Origin of the sequence: Halolamina sp. C58 (assembly GCF_051195095.1) — an archaeon.
In the GTDB taxonomy this organism is placed as follows: domain Archaea; phylum Halobacteriota; class Halobacteria; order Halobacteriales; family Haloferacaceae; genus Halolamina.
In genome coordinates this window covers 868,279-882,834 of sequence record NZ_JBNTJY010000001.1, presented here as the reverse complement: position 1 = coordinate 882,834, position 14,556 = coordinate 868,279, and the positions used below count along the sequence as shown (strand labels likewise).

Annotated in this window: 16 protein-coding genes; 6 read left to right on the top strand and 10 right to left on the bottom strand. The window is 68.3% G+C overall.

What is annotated here, in order from left to right; translation table 11 throughout:
* Positions 1 to 8: 8 nt before the first annotated feature.
* Entirely contained in the window at positions 9 to 461 is a 453-nt protein-coding gene (locus ACQUSM_RS04600; protein WP_435116199.1) for a VOC family protein, read from the top strand.
* On the opposite strand, the gene ACQUSM_RS04595 is transcribed toward ACQUSM_RS04600, so the two are convergent.
* The 3 genes from ACQUSM_RS04595 to dctP are packed head-to-tail and all read right to left on the bottom strand — an operon-like array spanning position 433 to position 3,254.
* Complete coding sequence (locus ACQUSM_RS04595; RefSeq protein WP_435116197.1) at positions 433 to 1,713, bottom strand: TRAP transporter large permease; 1,281 nt, start codon at positions 1,711 to 1,713, stop codon at positions 433 to 435. The genes ACQUSM_RS04600 and ACQUSM_RS04595 overlap by 29 nt on opposite strands.
* Entirely contained in the window at positions 1,713 to 2,189 is a 477-nt protein-coding gene (locus ACQUSM_RS04590) for a TRAP transporter small permease (RefSeq protein WP_435116195.1), read from the bottom strand. The genes ACQUSM_RS04595 and ACQUSM_RS04590 overlap by 1 nt, the downstream gene beginning before the upstream one ends.
* Positions 2,190 to 3,254 (bottom strand): TRAP transporter substrate-binding protein DctP, encoded by a 1,065-nt coding sequence (gene dctP / locus ACQUSM_RS04585; protein ID WP_435116193.1) that lies wholly within the window; start codon positions 3,252 to 3,254, stop codon positions 2,190 to 2,192.
* A 369-nt stretch (positions 3,255 to 3,623) separates the two neighbouring features.
* Here dctP and ACQUSM_RS04580 point away from each other — a divergent pair, with 369 nt between their 5' ends.
* Positions 3,624 to 3,920, top strand: a complete 297-nt coding sequence (locus tag ACQUSM_RS04580) for a DUF7562 family protein (protein ID WP_435116191.1) — start codon at positions 3,624 to 3,626, stop codon at positions 3,918 to 3,920.
* Between the two features lie 17 nt (positions 3,921 to 3,937).
* Here the strand turns inward: ACQUSM_RS04580 and ACQUSM_RS04575 are convergent, their stop codons facing one another.
* The 5 genes from ACQUSM_RS04575 to ACQUSM_RS04555 all read right to left on the bottom strand — a co-directional run bounded on the left by ACQUSM_RS04575 (position 3,938) and on the right by ACQUSM_RS04555 (position 7,127).
* Positions 3,938 to 5,254, bottom strand: coding sequence for a phosphoribosylamine--glycine ligase (locus ACQUSM_RS04575; protein WP_435116189.1), 1,317 nt, complete (start codon positions 5,252 to 5,254; stop codon positions 3,938 to 3,940).
* Between the two features lie 46 nt (positions 5,255 to 5,300).
* Positions 5,301 to 6,110, bottom strand: coding sequence for a carbon-nitrogen family hydrolase (locus ACQUSM_RS04570; RefSeq protein ID WP_435118285.1), 810 nt, complete (start codon positions 6,108 to 6,110; stop codon positions 5,301 to 5,303).
* Between the two features lie 26 nt (positions 6,111 to 6,136).
* A complete protein-coding gene (locus ACQUSM_RS04565) occupies positions 6,137 to 6,571 on the bottom strand; it encodes a CoxG family protein (protein ID WP_435116187.1) in 435 nt (144 codons plus the stop codon).
* Between the two features lie 79 nt (positions 6,572 to 6,650).
* Positions 6,651 to 6,878, bottom strand: a complete 228-nt coding sequence (locus ACQUSM_RS04560; RefSeq protein ID WP_379731050.1) for a DUF7123 family protein — start codon at positions 6,876 to 6,878, stop codon at positions 6,651 to 6,653.
* A 42-nt stretch (positions 6,879 to 6,920) separates the two neighbouring features.
* The gene (locus ACQUSM_RS04555; protein ID WP_435116184.1) at positions 6,921 to 7,127 is read right to left on the bottom strand and encodes a DUF7525 family protein; all 207 of its coding nucleotides are present in this window, start codon (positions 7,125 to 7,127) and stop codon (positions 6,921 to 6,923) included.
* 489 nt (positions 7,128 to 7,616) lie between these two features.
* Between ACQUSM_RS04555 and ACQUSM_RS04550 the strand changes: the two genes are divergently transcribed.
* Positions 7,617 to 8,084, top strand: a complete 468-nt coding sequence (locus ACQUSM_RS04550; protein ID WP_435116182.1) for an NUDIX hydrolase — start codon at positions 7,617 to 7,619, stop codon at positions 8,082 to 8,084.
* Here the strand turns inward: ACQUSM_RS04550 and ACQUSM_RS04545 are convergent, their stop codons facing one another.
* Both ACQUSM_RS04545 and ACQUSM_RS04540 read right to left on the bottom strand, forming a co-directional pair.
* The gene (locus tag ACQUSM_RS04545; protein WP_435116180.1) at positions 8,085 to 9,203 is read right to left on the bottom strand and encodes an asparagine synthase C-terminal domain-containing protein; all 1,119 of its coding nucleotides are present in this window, start codon (positions 9,201 to 9,203) and stop codon (positions 8,085 to 8,087) included.
* Positions 9,203 to 9,886, bottom strand: coding sequence for a PHP domain-containing protein (locus ACQUSM_RS04540; protein ID WP_435116178.1), 684 nt, complete (start codon positions 9,884 to 9,886; stop codon positions 9,203 to 9,205). Before ACQUSM_RS04540 ends, ACQUSM_RS04545 begins: the two co-directional genes overlap by 1 nt.
* 125 nt (positions 9,887 to 10,011) lie before the next feature.
* Here ACQUSM_RS04540 and ACQUSM_RS04535 point away from each other — a divergent pair, with 125 nt between their 5' ends.
* The 3 genes from ACQUSM_RS04535 to ACQUSM_RS04525 all read left to right on the top strand — a co-directional run bounded on the left by ACQUSM_RS04535 (position 10,012) and on the right by ACQUSM_RS04525 (position 14,556).
* Positions 10,012 to 10,872, top strand: a complete 861-nt coding sequence (locus ACQUSM_RS04535) for a ZIP family metal transporter (protein WP_435116176.1) — start codon at positions 10,012 to 10,014, stop codon at positions 10,870 to 10,872.
* A 79-nt stretch (positions 10,873 to 10,951) separates the two neighbouring features.
* Positions 10,952 to 13,114, top strand: coding sequence for a phosphoribosylformylglycinamidine synthase subunit PurL (gene purL / locus ACQUSM_RS04530; RefSeq protein WP_435116174.1), 2,163 nt, complete (start codon positions 10,952 to 10,954; stop codon positions 13,112 to 13,114).
* Positions 13,115 to 13,317: 203 nt separating this feature from the next.
* Positions 13,318 to 14,556, top strand: a complete 1,239-nt coding sequence (locus tag ACQUSM_RS04525) for a hypothetical protein (protein WP_435116172.1) — start codon at positions 13,318 to 13,320, stop codon at positions 14,554 to 14,556.

Sequence of the window (14,556 nt, the reverse complement as noted above, 5' to 3'; positions counted from 1 at the left end):
TATGCGGTATGTTCACGCGCATCCACCACGTGGCGTTCGTGGTCGGCGACTTGGACGCGGCGACAGACGCGTTCGAAGCACAGTTCGGCGTCGATCGGCTGGCTCGCGAGGAGATGACCGGCGAGTTCGAACTCGAAGTGGCGCTCTACCCGGTCGGCGACGCGCTGGTCGAACTGATCACGCCGACGACGGAGCGCGGTTGGGTGTACGAGCACTGGCGCGAGCACGGCGACGGCTTCTTCCACATCGCGTTCGCCGTCGACGATATCCGGGAGCGGATGGCCGAACTCCGGGCGGCGGGCGTGGAGTTCGCGAGCGAGGAGCCCCAGCAGGGGTACGACTGGCTGGTCGCGACGATGGCCGAGGGGGACACGCTCGTGACGATGCAGTTGGTGGAGGACGACACGCCGCCGGAGAAGCGCCGGCGGCGGGCTACAGGTACTCGAGAATACTCAGACTGAGCGGCGGGTAGTACGTGATCACCAGCAGCGCGATCGCGAGGATCACGTAGTAGTCCCGGGTCTCCCGGAACACGTTCCACACCGGTTCGTCCGCGATGTCCGCCGAGAGGTACACCGAGAGCCCCAGCGGCGGGGTGAGCAGCCCGAGCATCAGGTTGAACACCATGATCACTCCCGCGTGGACCGGATCGACGCCGACCTCGGTCAGCGTGGGGAGGACGATCGGCGTCATCATCACCAGCGCGGCGATCGGGTCGAGGAACAGCCCGATGAACAGCAGCACGAGGTTCACCAGGATCAACACGATGATCGGGTTGGTCGAGAGCGACAGCACGGTCGTCTCGAACAGCCTGTCGACGCCCTCGACGGAGAGCACGTAGCTGAACACGCTCGCGGCGCCGAGGATGATCACGATCGTCCCGGTGGTCTCGACGGTCTCCGTGGCCGCGTTCCAGATGTACCGGAGGTTCAGGAACCGGTAGACGACGGTGTTGATCAACAGGATGTAGAACACCGTCACCGCCGCGGCCTCGGTCGGGCTGAACAGCCCGCCCAGCATCCCCGCGATGAGGATCACCGGCGTCAGCAGCGCCGGGAACGCCTTGGCGAACGAGGAGCCGATCTTGCCTAGCGACGCGCGGTGGGAGTTGCTCGGGAGCCCGCGGGTCTTCGCGATGACCGCGGTGCCGAGCATCAGGAACGCGACGGTGAGCAGCGCCGGCAGCGCGCCCGCCAGCAGCAGCGAAACCACCGAGACCTCCGCGATGATCCCGTAGAGAATCAGCGGGATGCTCGGCGGGAAGATCGGGCCGGCCGTCGCCGAGGCGCTGGTGACCGCCGCCGAGAAGTCGCCGTCGTAGCCGGCGTCCTTCATCGAGTCGATCAGGACGCGCCCGACGCCGCCGATGTCGGCGAGCGCCGAGCCGCTGATCCCCGAGAAGATCAGGCTGGTGAGGATGTTCACCTGCGCCAGCCCGCCGTCGTAGTGGCCGACGACGTCGTCGGCGAAGTCGAATATCTTCTCGGTGATCTCGCCGTGGTTCATCAGCGAGCCGACGTAGATGAACAGCGGGATCGCGAGCAGCGTGAACGAGTCCAACTCCCGAACCATGTTCACCGCCGGGAACAGCAACGGCTGCCCGCTGACGAAGCTGTACAGGGCGGCCGGCACCAGCAGCGCGATCCACACCGGCACCCGGATCGAGGCCAGCGCCACGAACAGCAGCACCGCGATCAGACCCAGCACCGCCATCAGCGTCGCACCTCCTGAACCGCGGAGTAGATGCGGTAGCCGTAGATCGACAGCAGGAACCCCGCCCCGAGCGTCGACGCCGCGTAGTAGAACGGGATCGGGATGTCGACGGCCGGCGACGTGGAGTCGGCGAACGTCACCATCGCGATCGCCGAACCGACGAAGATGACGTACGCCGCGTACGTCCCCACGAGCGTCACGAAGATCTCGTGTAGCGGCTGCCAACGCTCGGGGATACGGTCAGTGAAGTAGTCGATCTCGATGTGGCGCCGTTCCCACTCCAGCGCGCCGACGATCATGAACGTGAGCCAGACTGCGGCCGCCTGTGCGACGATCTGGAGCCCGCTGATCCCGAGGCTGAGGTTCCGTGAGACGACCCGGACCAGCATCAAAACGAGGATGAGCAGCAGCGCTACCGCGGAGCCGCGATACAGCGCACTCGTCGCCCGGTCGAACGCGCGCTCGACCCGTGACATCTATTCCGCGGGGTAGCCGTTACCGTGCAGCTGTTCGATCGTGTCGATCAGGTCCGGGAACTGGTCCCGGATGCGCTGGCGGGTCGAGGTTCGGAACGCGTCCATGTCGATATCCTCCGGCGGCACGATCGTGAGGCCGTTCTCGCGCATGAACTCCCGGTGACCCTCGAGGTTCTCCTGTAGCGTCTCGGTCGCGCGGGACTGGTTCTCGCGCACCGCGTCGTACATGATCTGCTGTTGGTTGTCGGTGAGGTCGTCCTGGAAGATCCCCTCGTTGATGATGATCGCCAGCGGCACGTGCATGTGGTCGGTCTCGATGATGTGGCTCTGGTTCTCCCAGATGCCCGAGCTCCGGATGATGTTGTAGGGGTTCTCCTGCCCCTGGATCGAGCCCGAGGCCAGCGCCTGTGGCACCTCCGAGAAGTCGATGTTCGTCGTCTCGGCGCCGAGGCCGACGAGCGCCTGCTCGTACATCCCGATCGGCACCGCACGCATCCGGTACTCGCCGAGCTCCTCGGGGTTCGTCGGCGGCTCGCCCTCGACGTTCAGCGTACACCGCCGCGTCCCCTGCACCACCGCGCCGAGCGACCGGATGTTGGTCTCCGAAGCGAGGTTCTCGATGACGTCCTGTGCGATCTCGCTGTCCTGCGGGTCGGTCTTCTCGTAGATGTCCTCGTAAGGGTTGTCCGGATCGTACAGGTACGGCGCGTCGAACACCTGTGCCGGCTGGTACTGGGTCCCCGTCAGCGCGTAGGGGATGACGTACATCTCCAGCGACCCCGTGGAGACGTTCTCGATCGACTCGATCTGTCCCCCCAGCTCGCTATTGCGGTACACTTCGATCTCGATGTCGCCGTCGGTCTCCGCCTCGACGTACTCCTTGATCCACGCCCCGGCGTCGCCGTGGACCGACCCCTCCGCTGCCGGCGAGTTCACCCGGAGCGTCGTGGTGCCTCCAGTCAGCGAGGAGACACATCCGCTCAGTCCGGCGAAGCTGCCGACCGCTGCGCCCGCTTTCAGGTACGTTCGTCGCGTGGTCGTTGGTTGATTGTCACCATCTACCATGGGCTATGGCTGGGCTATTGGGGTAAATAGCTTAGGCAAGCATCAGTCAATATGCGCCTACATAGACGATAGATATTCGCTGGTATTATCAGAATTCAATACTGTCCGGCTGAGAGCGCCCCTCTCGGGCGAATTTATTTCGTTACGAGGCTGGAGTGACGTTGTGCCGACCGTTGTTTACGATAACTGATGGTTCACCAGCTCCAGTCGTGAAGGGGGATGGACAGCGTGGTTCGACCAGTCCCACGACCGTTCCGTCGGCGCCGCGTCGTCGATTCGTGGGGACGAAACCCCCCGGCACCGATACTTAACGAACACGACTGGTGAGGCAGTCGACCTACTGCGATCCGTCGCCTCGTCCGACACACGATGGCGTCGAGGCTGTTCGGGACCAGCGCGCGGGTGACGTGTATCAGCTGTGGCGAATCGCTCGCGAAAGACGACGCGTTCGAGTACGACAAACACGGCGACATCTGGAACCGCGAGGGGAAGGAGTTCGAGTACGTCTGCAAGCCGTGCTACCGCGAGTACTGCCACCAGCACCGCGACGGGCTGGAGGAGCTGCTCGTCGCGGCCGGCGCCGGGCGCACGGACCGCGAGACGTTCCTGCGGCGGTTCTGTGCCCTGCTGGCCGACGACGCGGCGCCGGCCGAGGAGGACCCGTAACACCGGACGCCGCGGCGCTACGACTGCGGTCCGAGATACCCCCACGCCTGCAGCCGGTCGCCGTCGCCGTCGATCCAGCGCTCGCCGATGTCGTCCCGGTAGTACATGTTGGGCATCACGATGTCGTCGATGCGGTCGTACGCCTGCTCGCGCGCGGCGCCCATCGTCTCCCCCTTCCCGGTCACGACGATGGGCATCCCGTTGTCGCCCGCGACACGCCACTGTCCGTCGACTTTCTTCGCGTCTTCGAGGTGGACCCCTTCCCGGCTCTCGGTCTCGAACACGACCGCGGCGTTCCGGGAGTTCTCGTCGTACGTCTCCTCGTCGTCGAACGGGAACGGCGGCAGGACGACCCGGACCGCGATCTGGTAGCCGCTGTGTACCGCGAGTTCGGGATCGTTCCCGTGGGCGAGATCGTAGAAGAACTGCCCCGTCGAGGACTCGAACGACTCCTCCTGCAGCGCGATCGTCGGGTAGCCGAACCGTGGCGTGAACTCGAGCGGGTAGATCCCGGTCTCGTTGACGATGCAGTTGATATCGATACTGCCGACGTACCCCTCCTCGGCGAGCCACCCTTCGAGCTTCCCGAACGTCTCCTCGAACAGCTTGTTCCGGCCGGCCCAGAACATCGACGTGCCCATCTCGCCGGTCGAGGGGCCGATGTTGCCCGGGAACAGCTTCTTGTGCTCGAAGTTGAAGTTGACTCGGTCGACGAACTCGTTCCCGTCGAAGAACCCGCAGATCGCGACCTCGACGCCCTCGACCTTCCGCTGGAGCTGGAACCCCTTCATTCGGTGGCCCCACGCCTTCTCGTAGGCCCTCAGCACGTCCACGACGTCGCTCCCGTCGTCCTCGTCGCCGACGTACAGCAGGCGCTTGACGTTCTGTACCTCCCCCAGCGGCTTGATCACGTACGGCGCGGGGTTCTGCTGGACGTGCTGAATTCCGGCGTCGAACTCCTCGAACACGTGGTGTTCGACGGTGTTGACGCCGTGTTCCTCGAGGATCTCCATCGCGTAGCCGCGGTCCTCCTCGAGCTGATCGGTGTTCGGCGTGCCGCCGACGACCGCCTTCCCTCGCTCGCGCAGTTCCTCGGCGAGCGCGCCGGTCCCGATGTCCGATCCGACCCAGATGTCGTCGAAGACGATCACGTCGGCCCAGTCGACCTCGGCCTCCCAGTCGTCGGTCTTGGGGACGAACCCGTCGCCGATCTCCCGGTCGCTCTCGGCCTCGATGTAGTACTTCACGTCGTGACCCTCCCGGTGGACCTGCCACGCGAGGTCGGTGATCAGGGCGGCGTCGGCCGAGACGAACAGGAACCGCTTGGTGTCCATGGCGGCCGTTCAGCCGCCGAGATGTAGGCTCTTTCGCCGCGGCGAGCTACAGCCGACGGTCCCGCAGCGCCGGGAACTCCTCGCGGACCGCCTCGACGCGGGACGGCGACAGCTCGGCGGTCACCAGTTCGGGGCCGTCGTCGCAGGTCGATATCGGCGTCCCCCAGGGATCGTACACCGTCGAGCGGCCGACGAGGCGGTCCTCGCCCATCTCCCCGGCGCCGTTGACCGCGGCGACGTACGCGAGGTTCTCGATGGCTCGCGAGCGCGGGAGCGTCCGCCAGTGTTCGACTCGCGGGTACGGCCACGCGCTCGGCACCAGCACCAGCGAGACACCCTCGTCGGCGAGCTCGCGGTACAGTTCGGGGAAGCGCAGGTCGTAGCAGGTGGTCATCCCGACGGTGAACCCCTCGAACTCGACGGTCGGGAGCGACTCGCCGGGCGTGAGCAGTCGGGTCTCCGCGGAGTCGTAGCCGAACAGGTGCTGTTTGCGGTACACTCCCCGTACCTCGCCCGCGCGGTCGAGGAACACCGAGGCGTTGGCCAACCCCCCCGATTCGGGCGTCGAGAAGCCGGCGTCGGCGCTGGCGGCGAGATCCTCGACGATGCTGCCGGCCTGAACGGCGACGCCGTGGTCGGCGGCGACGCCGGCGATCCGGTCGAGCGTCGGCCCGCCGAGCCCCTCCGCCTCACGGGCGTAGGAGTCGAACGCGAAGTAGCCGACGTTGAACATCTCGGGCAGACAGACCAGGTCGGCGCCCTCGCCGGCCGCACGCTCGATGGCTGCGACCGCGCGGTCGACGTTGGCCTCGACGTGGCCTGCCTCGACGCGGTGCTGGGCCAGCGCGATCGTGATCGCGTCGTCGCCGGCAGCGATTTCGCTCATGCTTTCAGCCCCAACTCCTCGCGGAGCGCGGCTTCGAGGTTGTCGAGCTCCGACTCGAAGTTCTTCTTGAAGAAGCGCTCGACGCCGGGGAGTCGGCCGTCGACGACGAACTCGTTGTGCAGCGTCGTCGTCTCGCCGTCGGACTCGATGGTGTGGGTGCCGGTCACCCGCAGCGCCGTGGACTTGCCGACGAACTTGACGCGGTTCGGCGGGTCGCGCTCGACGTCCTCGGTCTCGATCGCGACGGTCGCGCCCACGCCCGGGATCGGGAGGCTGACGTGCCACGTCGCCTCCCGGCCCGCATCGTCGGCGACTTCGTACGATTCGACGACGCTGATCGCCTCGGCACGCTTGGCGGGGTCCGCGATGAACTCCCACACCTGCTCGGCCGGGGCGTCGAACGTGAAGGTCCGTTCGACACGGACGGTCATACCCCGGGCTACGGGTCGGGGGGTGATAACGGGTAGGGACTGCGGCGGACCGAAAAGCGGCGGACGGCGCGAGGCGGTGCTACCCCTGGGGTTCGACGCGCCACGTCGTGGATTTCGAGCGTCCCCACTTCTCGATCTCCACGTCGTCGGACTTCTCCGCCAGCGTCGGCAGTCGGCTGCCGACCTGCTTGGCCGAGAGCCCGATCGACTCGGCGATGTTCTTGGCCCGGAAGTACCGATCCCCAGAGGAGACGCTGTGGCGTAGGTACGCGACGATGCGTGCCTCCTCCTCGGTGTACTCGGTCATTCGTCGTGGCGTAAGGCGTTCGCGGTCTTAACGGTTTCCCGCCTACTCCCCCCAGAAGAGGTGGATCGCGGCGACGGCGGCGACGCCGACGGTCATCGCGACGGCGAAGGGAACCGCCGCGGCGTGCATCCCGCTGTCGAACGTCGCGCTCGGGTCGACCAGCGCCAGCCACGCCGCGGCCAGCAGCGCGACCACGGAGAGGGTGACGCCGATCCCGAGGCCCAGATCGGACGAGCTTTCGTGTGCCATACCGTAAACTGTGAGTGCCCACCAAGTAGTTCTTGCGACCCGATCTTTTGCTGCGGTCGGTGCCGATGGACTGCTGCTCACACGTACTGCCGCTAATGCTGTGGCGCGAAGCGGTCGCGCCTCCGTACGCGACCCGAGCGCGAGGTCCTCGCGAGCAACGCGAGCGAGGGCACGAGGGAGCTTTGCTCCCTCGGAGGACGAACGAGCGAACGAAGTGAGCGAGTGAGTCGGCTGGGGAGGCGTGTGGGCTGTGCTGTCGGGTGGAACTGAAAGGGGCTGCTCGCTCGGCGAAGGCGGCCGACGCAAGCACCGCAGGGAGCGGAGCGACCGAGGAGCGCAGCGAGGCCCCCGAGCCGAGCGGGCAGGGGCTTTAACGGTGTTGTCGTGATAACGGTTCACAGAAGTAGACCGACTGACGTTCTACCGACTAAATACACAACCCAATAATCGAACCGCAACCCCGAAACCCCACGGTGGTAATCGAGAGCCATGGAGACGACGCGCCACTTCACTGCGACCGTCTACGTCGTCAACGACGGCGCCGCGGCCTTGCACTACCACCCGAAACTGGAGATCCACATCCCCCCGGGCGGCCACGTGGACCGCGACGAACTCCCCCACGAGGCCGGCCTGCGCGAGACACGCGAGGAGACGGGGCTCGAACCGACGCTGCTCGACGACACCGACCCCGTCGGCGCGCCCGCGGGGCGGACCCTCCCCACCCCGCGGGAGCAACTGCTGTACGACATCGACACCGACGGCGACGACGTGTTCCACCAGCACGTCGACCACGTCTACTTTGCGACGGTCCCGAGCCGGGAGATCGACCCCGCGCCGGGCGAGGCCGACGCCGACGCGTGGGCGTGGTACGATCGCGAGGAACTCGCAGAGAGCCACATCGATGCCGACACACGAGCCCTCGCGCGCAGGGCGATCGAGGCCGCCGAAAACGCGTAGCTACGCGTCGCCGGCGACCAGCGCGTCGATGTACTGCCCGACGTGATCGTCCATCCGGCGCTTGTAGCCGGCCTGTCGAGCCAGCCGATCAAGCTCCCGTGCGGCGTAGGTGCCGTACTGCACCGCCTTCTTCTCGGCCCCGCGAACGTCGTCCGGAACGACGCCCGCGACCGCGCGCCGGAACCCCACCTTCCGTTCGGCCTCGGTCGCGAGCAGGTCCGCGGGCAGTCGGAGCGCGGCGTCGATCACGCGGTCGTGGAGCAGCGGCGCGACCGGCTCGACGCCGGCGGCCCGCAGCGTCAGCACGTCACGCGGCAGTTGATCGGGGAGGCTCCCGATCACCTCCCGCGTCGCGCCGCGGACCGAATCAGCTTCGACGCGGTGGTCCTCGGCGGGATCGACCACCTTCCGGTAGCCGCCGAACAGCTCGTCGGCGCCCTGCCCGACCGCGAGACGGTCGTATCCGTCAGCCGCGGCCCGCTCGGCGACGAAGTACAGCGGGAGCGCGATCCCCACGTCCATCGCGTTCGAGCGCCCCGTGGCACGGACGATTTCGGGGACAGCCCGCTCGATGTCGTCGTGGTCGAACGCGACCACGCGGAGGTCGCGGTCCATCGCGTCGGCGGCCGCGCGCGCCGCGTCCACGTCGTGGGACTCGGCGTCCGCGAAGCCGGCGACGTAGCAGGGCACGTCCGGCACCCCTGCGGCGACGACCGCGGAGTCGACGCCACCGGAGAACGCGACCGCGAGCCCGTCGGAATCCGGCTCGCGGACGCTCGTGAGCACCGCGTCGCGGACGGCGTCGACGGCGGCCTCCCGATCGGTCTCGGGCGACAGGTCCGGGAGCGACCACACCCTCCGCCGGTCGCCGTCCGGTTCGACGACCGTGCCGGCGTCGAGGAGTTCGGGCTCTTCGAGGTCGGTCGGGTCGAAGCTCCACTCCCGGGCGTCGCTCGCGGCGTCGAGGTAGAGCGGTTCGCGGCCCAGCACGTCACAGACGAGCCGACCGTCGATTTCCCCGGCGAAGCCGCCCGTTCCGGGGAGAGGATCGCCGGACGCGACGGCTTCGCGGACCGTCGACAGGTCGGCGCCGCGGAGCGTAGTTCCGTCGGCGGTCATCAGAACAGTTCGCGCACGCCGCGCTGGACCCGGCGTTTCACGCCGCCGGCGGCCTGCCGGAACGAGATTCGCCACGGCGTCTTCTGTCCGACGACGCTGGTCCGGCCCTGCTGGATCGCCCGCAGGATCGCGTCGACGCTCCGCTCCTCGACACCGATTTCGGTGATCGCCTGCCCGACCATCTCGGAGATATGGGCGTCGCTCCCGGCGGTTTTGGGCACGTCGTGGGCGGTCGCGAACCGCTCGGCCTGCCGGTTCGACCGCCCCGTGAGGAGGCGTGAGTTGTACACCTCGATCGCGTCGGCGCTCGCGAGCTGCTCGTCGCTGATGTGGGCGGCGACGCCGTGTCGCGAGCTCTGGAACGGGTGAGGGACGATCGCGATCCCCCCCTGATCGTGGATGCGGTCGAGCGTCTCGTCGTACGCCAGCCCCGAGGGGATCGCCTCCTCGATCCCCAGCGCGAGCACGTGGCCGGCCGCGGAGGTGACTTCCATCCCGACGATGCCGACGAGCCCGTACTCCTCGGCCAACGCGGCGGCCTCGTGGCTCGCGTGGATGGCGTCGTGGTCGGTGACGGCGATCGCGTCGAGCCCGACAGCCGCGGCCTGTTCGACCAGCAGATCCACCGGATCCCGGCCGTCGTGGGAGAGCTCGGAGTGGCAGTGCAGCTCGGCCGAAAGCACGATCCGGGGTTGGCGGCCGGCCGTAAAAAGGCGTCCGGTACGGGTGGGTGGACGACGGCTTTAGGACGACCAAAAACTATCGGATATCTGAAAAGAGTTATGCCGGTCGAGACGAACGGTGAGACATGGGACTGGCAGGGAACCTCGCGTTCGTGTTCCTCGCCGGCCTCGTCACGGATCTGGCGACGGGGCTCGGCGCGTTGCCGTTCTTCTACACCGACGAGATCAGCGACCGCTGGAACGTCGCGCTGTGGGGGCTGGCGTCGGGGATCATGGTGTCGGCGTCGCTGTTCGGGCTGTTCAACGAGGGGCTGGCCTACTCCACGGGACTCCCCCTCCTGCTCGTCGGCGGGATCGTCGCGGGCGCGGCGTTGGTGGAGGTCTCGGACCGCGTCCTCGACAGGATCGACGTCGGGGGACACGCCGTCGAGGCCGACGGCGGCGACCACGCTCACGACGAGCACCGACTGGAGGCCGAGGCGTTCGCGGCGGGCGACCTCAGGAAGCTCGCGCTCATTCTCGGCATCCTCACGATCCACAGCTTCCCGGAGGGCGTCGCCGTCGGCGTCTCCTTCGCGGAGCTGGGGCTTACGGGCGGGATTCCCGTGTTGGGGTTCTCGGTGCCCGTGCTCGCGGTGTTCATGACCGTCGCCATCTCGATCCACAACGTCCCCGAGGGGACGGCGATCGCGATCCCCATGCGGGCGATGGGGCTCTCGAACTGGCGGATGGTGGGCGCCGCGGTGTTCTCGAGCCTCCCGCAGCCGATCGGCGCGGTAATCGCGTTCGTGTTCGTGCGCTGGGCCCAGTCGTTCCTCCCGTTCGGGTTCGGGTTCGCCGCGGGCGCGATGGTGTATCTCGTCGCGACGGAGTTCGTCCCCGAGGCGCTGGAGACCGGCGCCGACCTCCCCGACGGCGGCCACCGCGCGCTAGTCGCGGGGTTCGCCGCGGGCGTGGCGGTGATGCTGCCGCTGCTGTTCGTCTGAAATTCTCGCGGCCCCGCCGTCTATCCACGAACGCGCACAACGAAACCCCTTTGCACCCCGACGCTGACCACACGGGTGAATGCCTCTCGCGGATGCGGACCACGACCTCGTCGTCGACGAACTCGGTCGCGAGCCCACCCGGGCCGAGGAGCACCTGTTCGAGAACCTCTGGAGCGAACACTGCGCGTACCGCTCCTCGCGCATGCTGCTCTCGGCGTTCGAGAGCGAGGGCGAGCACGTCGAGATCGGCCCCGGCGACGACGCCGCGGTCGTCCGGGTCCCCGGCACCGACACGCTGCTCACGTTCGGGATCGAGAGCCACAACCACCCCAGCTACGTTGACCCGTACGACGGCGCCGCGACCGGGATCGGCGGCATCGTCCGCGACACGCTCTCGATGGGCGCCTACCCCATCGCGCTCGCGGACTCGCTGTACTTCGGCCCGTTCGACCGCGAGCACTCCCGCTACCTGCTCGACGGCGTCGTCGAGGGGATCGCGGACTACGGCAACGCGATCGGCGTCCCGACGGTCGCGGGCAGCGTCGCGTTCGAGGAGGGCCACGTCGGGAACCCCCTCGTGAACGTCGCCTGCGTCGGGAAGACCACACCAGACCGCCTCGTGACAGCCGAGGCGCAGGAAGCGGGCAACCGACTCGTTCTGCTCGGCAACGCGACGGGCCGTGACGGCCTCGGCGGCGCCTCCTTCGCGAGCGAGGATCTCGACGAGGACGCCGAGACCGAAGACAGACCCGCCGTGCAGGTCGGCGACCCCTACTCGGAGAAGCTGCTGATCGAGTGCAACGAGGCGCTGGTCGACGAGGGGCTGATCGAGTCCGCGCGGGACCTCGGCGCGGCGGGGCTCGGCGGCGCCTCCTCAGAGCTCGTCGCGAAGGGCGGCTTCGGCGCCGATATCGACCTGAACGCGGTCCACACCCGCGAGCCCGGGATGAACGCGACGGAGATCCTGCTCGCGGAGTCCCAAGAGCGGATGTGTTACGAGGTGACCCCGGAGAACGTCGAGCGCGTGAGGGAGATCGCCGAGCGCTTCGACCTCGGCTGCTCGGACATCGGCGAGATCACCGAGGGGAACTACGTCTGTCAGTTTGACGGGGAGACGGTGGTCGACGCCGACGCCGACTACCTCGCGGAGGGCGCGCCGTTGAACGATCTCGCCCGTGAACCGCCGGAAGCGCCCGAACGCGACCTGCCCGCATTCGACCTCCGGGAGGCGTTCGAGGCGGTCGTCGCGGACCCCACCGCCGCGAGCAAGGAGTGGGTGTACCGGCAGTACGACCACGAGGTCGGCCTGCGAACCGCCGTCGAGCCCGGCGACGACGCCGCCCTGCTCGCGCTCCACGACGCCGGCGACGAGGACGAGGAACACGCGATCGCGCTCTCCTCGGGCGCGAACCCCCACTGGACCGACTCCGACCCCGCGGCCGGCGCCCGCGCGGTCGCGGTCGAGAACGCCACCAACCTCGCCGCCAAGGGCGCGACGCCGCTCGCGGCCGTCGACTGCCTCAACGGCGGCAACCCCGAGGATCCCGAGACGTACGACGGCTTCGCCAGCGCGGTCGAGGGGCTGGCCGACGCCTGCGCGGCGCTCTCGGTGCCGGTCGTCGGCGGCAACGTCTCGCTGTACAACGACTCCGAGAGCGGCCCCATCGCGCCGACGCCGACGCTCGCTCTCCTGGGAACGAAGTCGGGGTACGACGCACCACCGACCACCGTCTCCGGCGAGGGTGAACTGGTGCTCGTCGAACCAACCGAGTACGCCGCGGGCTCCGGGATCGGCAGCGACGACCCCCACGCGCTGGGCGGCTCGCTCCTCCTCTCGCAGTTCGGCGGCTCGGATCGCTTCCCCGCGCTCCCCGCGGATCCGGGGGCGCTCGTGGACGCGCTCGCTCGCGTGGCCGACCTCGACTCCACGCTCGCGACCCACGACGCCAGCGACGGCGGGCTCGCGGTGACGCTCGCGGAGATGGTCACCGACGACGCGGGCGTCGCAGCCGAGTTCGACGACGCGGCGGCGCTGTTCAGCGAGACCCCGGGCCGAGTCGTGGTTGAGACGACCGACGCCGACGCGCTCCGCGAGGCGGTCGCCGACGACGCGACGGTGACCGACCTCGGGACCGCGACCGGGGACGGGTCGCTCTCGCTCTCGACCGCCGACGGGTCGATCGAGTACCCGAGCGACGAGATCCGGCAGCTTCGCGACGTGCTGGCGGCCGAACTCGACTGAGCGTCGCGGCGATCGATTTCGGGACCCACCCTTTCCGACTGGTTCTCGCGAATCTCCGTTACAAGCGAGTCGCGAGCGACGTGGTCTGCGGACGTGCGTGACGGATCCGTAGATATAGACGGTATGAGTTCGGTACCGTTTTCGAATATTTAAATCGACAGTCGAGACAGTATCTTTTTGGATAATACGTTCGATTTGACAGTATGCGCCTCGCACCCATCGCGTGTGCCCTCCTGCTCGTGTTCGCCGGCTGTGGCGCCGCGCCCGCCGGCCCGTCGCCGACGGCTACGCCGGAGCCGACACGGACGCCGACTTCTGACCCGGCGTCACCGACGCCGTCGACGGGCGTGACGCCGGACGGTGACGGTGTCTCCATCGCCGCCGACCGACTACCGGTCGACCCGGATCCGGTGTTCGAGCGTGTGCTGAACCTCACCGGGCAGGACGTGCGGCCGCCGACGGTGTACACCGCCGACAGCGCCGATCGCCCGACGCCCGACGCTCCGCGGTTCTACGCGTCGCTGGGGATCACGCCGCCCGACGAGCGGGTCGAAGCGGCCGGCGCCGCCACGGGCCCCTCGACCGTCTACCTCTTCGAGCCGGCGCTGGCCGACGAGCGCCTCGCGGAGACGACACTCGCCCACGAGTTCCTCCACGTCGTTCAGTTCAGCACAGACTGGCGCGACACGCTCGTGTCCGCGCTCTCGGAGGGGCGTCAGTGGACGTACGACGTACGCAAGACCCGCGACCTCGTCGTCGAAGGGGCGGCGACCCACGTCGAATCGGAGTATCGGCGCGCGTTCATGCCGTCGTCGGAGCCGCTGTCGTACGCGGGGCGATACCGGAACGCGACGGCGTGGAACCGGCTCGTGCTCGCGCCGTATCGCTACGGCCACGTGTACGTCGAAGAACGACTCGACGCGGGCGACGAGCTGGCCGCTGTTCACACGGATCCGCCGAACTCGACCGAACAGGTGCTTCACGGCACCGACGACCCGATCACGCCGTTGAACGTCACCGCCGGCGCGGTCGGCGAGTGGGAGCACCGTGGCGGCGCGACGCAGGGCGAACTGTTCCTCCGCGTCGCGCTCCGGACGGAACTGAACCGCTCCGCGGCCGTCGACGCCGCACACGGCTGGGGGAACGACCGCCGGCTGACGTACGAGCGCGGCGAAGCGACGGCGACCGCGTGGGTGTTGCGCTGGGACGACGCCGCGAACGCCACCGAGTTCGCGACCGCGTTCACACGCTATCTCGACGAGAAAGCGACGCGGACCGGGGGCGTCTGGACGCAGGCCGACGGGAACACGGCGTACCGACTGGAGCGCGTGAGCGAGAGAAACGTCGTCGTCTACCTCGGGAACGAGTCGTTCGTTCGGTCGGCGACCGTGACAACGGCGGACGGGCCACGCGTCACGGTCGGGAACGCCTCGGCGTCGTAG

Coding starts and splice junctions, on each gene's coding strand:
- ACQUSM_RS04560 (WP_379731050.1), bottom strand. CDS start 6,878: ATGACCGAGTACACCGAGGAGGAGGCACGCATCGTCGCGTACCTACGC.
- ACQUSM_RS04525 (WP_435116172.1), top strand. CDS start 13,318: ATGCGCCTCGCACCCATCGCGTGTGCCCTCCTGCTCGTGTTCGCCGGC.
- purL (WP_435116174.1), top strand. CDS start 10,952: ATGCCTCTCGCGGATGCGGACCACGACCTCGTCGTCGACGAACTCGGT.
- ACQUSM_RS04550 (WP_435116182.1), top strand. CDS start 7,617: ATGGAGACGACGCGCCACTTCACTGCGACCGTCTACGTCGTCAACGAC.
- ACQUSM_RS04580 (WP_435116191.1), top strand. CDS start 3,624: ATGGCGTCGAGGCTGTTCGGGACCAGCGCGCGGGTGACGTGTATCAGC.
- ACQUSM_RS04600 (WP_435116199.1), top strand. CDS start 9: ATGTTCACGCGCATCCACCACGTGGCGTTCGTGGTCGGCGACTTGGAC.
- ACQUSM_RS04555 (WP_435116184.1), bottom strand. CDS start 7,127: ATGGCACACGAAAGCTCGTCCGATCTGGGCCTCGGGATCGGCGTCACC.
- ACQUSM_RS04565 (WP_435116187.1), bottom strand. CDS start 6,571: ATGACCGTCCGTGTCGAACGGACCTTCACGTTCGACGCCCCGGCCGAG.
- ACQUSM_RS04590 (WP_435116195.1), bottom strand. CDS start 2,189: ATGTCACGGGTCGAGCGCGCGTTCGACCGGGCGACGAGTGCGCTGTAT.
- dctP (WP_435116193.1), bottom strand. CDS start 3,254: ATGGTAGATGGTGACAATCAACCAACGACCACGCGACGAACGTACCTG.
- ACQUSM_RS04595 (WP_435116197.1), bottom strand. CDS start 1,713: ATGGCGGTGCTGGGTCTGATCGCGGTGCTGCTGTTCGTGGCGCTGGCC.
- ACQUSM_RS04575 (WP_435116189.1), bottom strand. CDS start 5,254: ATGGACACCAAGCGGTTCCTGTTCGTCTCGGCCGACGCCGCCCTGATC.
- ACQUSM_RS04535 (WP_435116176.1), top strand. CDS start 10,012: ATGGGACTGGCAGGGAACCTCGCGTTCGTGTTCCTCGCCGGCCTCGTC.
- ACQUSM_RS04545 (WP_435116180.1), bottom strand. CDS start 9,203: ATGACCGCCGACGGAACTACGCTCCGCGGCGCCGACCTGTCGACGGTC.